This window comes from Oleiphilus sp. HI0067 (assembly GCF_001635735.1).
In genome coordinates, this window is the sequence record NZ_LWFI01000071.1 from 1 (window position 1) to 586 (window position 586).

1 protein-coding gene is annotated in these 586 nt (G+C 44.0%); it reads right to left on the minus strand.

Annotated features, from left to right (window positions below):
• Positions 1-586 (minus strand): glycine betaine ABC transporter substrate-binding protein (locus tag A3739_RS01185; RefSeq protein WP_197471929.1); only part of this gene is annotated, 586 nt, incomplete at both ends.

Here is a 586-nt window from a genome sequence, read left to right on the forward strand (position 1 = left end):
GATGACGATCATCAACACAAAGCAAAAACTCTTCACTGATGACTTCTAGCTCAACACCGTCTATTTCATAACGCTGCAAAAGGTAGCGCATCAATTCATTGCTCAAACTTCCTGATATGGCATTCAATGAACTAACTAGTGCCGGTTCTGCTTCCAGCAAATCTGTTCTAAGTACGGGCACCATGTTGTAAGGGGAGAAAAATAACTTGTCGTCCTCAAGCAAGCGCAAGTAGCCTAAATCCAGCTCTTGGTCGGTCTTATACACCAATCCCACGTCGACCATACCAAGCCTCAAGGCACGGTATAAATCTTCACGCTCGTAGATCTGCTTAATCTCGATGTTGGCGAGATTAAATCCATAAAACTTGGCGAGTGCTTCCCATCCGTCATGATCCCGATACTCGAGATAATCTGGTTCAATGCCAAACACCCACTTTCGGTTTGAGCTCGCGACCTCAGATAAGTCACGCACAGCGACAAAATCTTGAATATCTCTGCGCACAACAAAGGCATAATCATTATGCAAAGGAGAGTAATCTAGAAGAGAAAACTGGCTTTCGTTTTCTGCTAGAACAGATTTCACTCT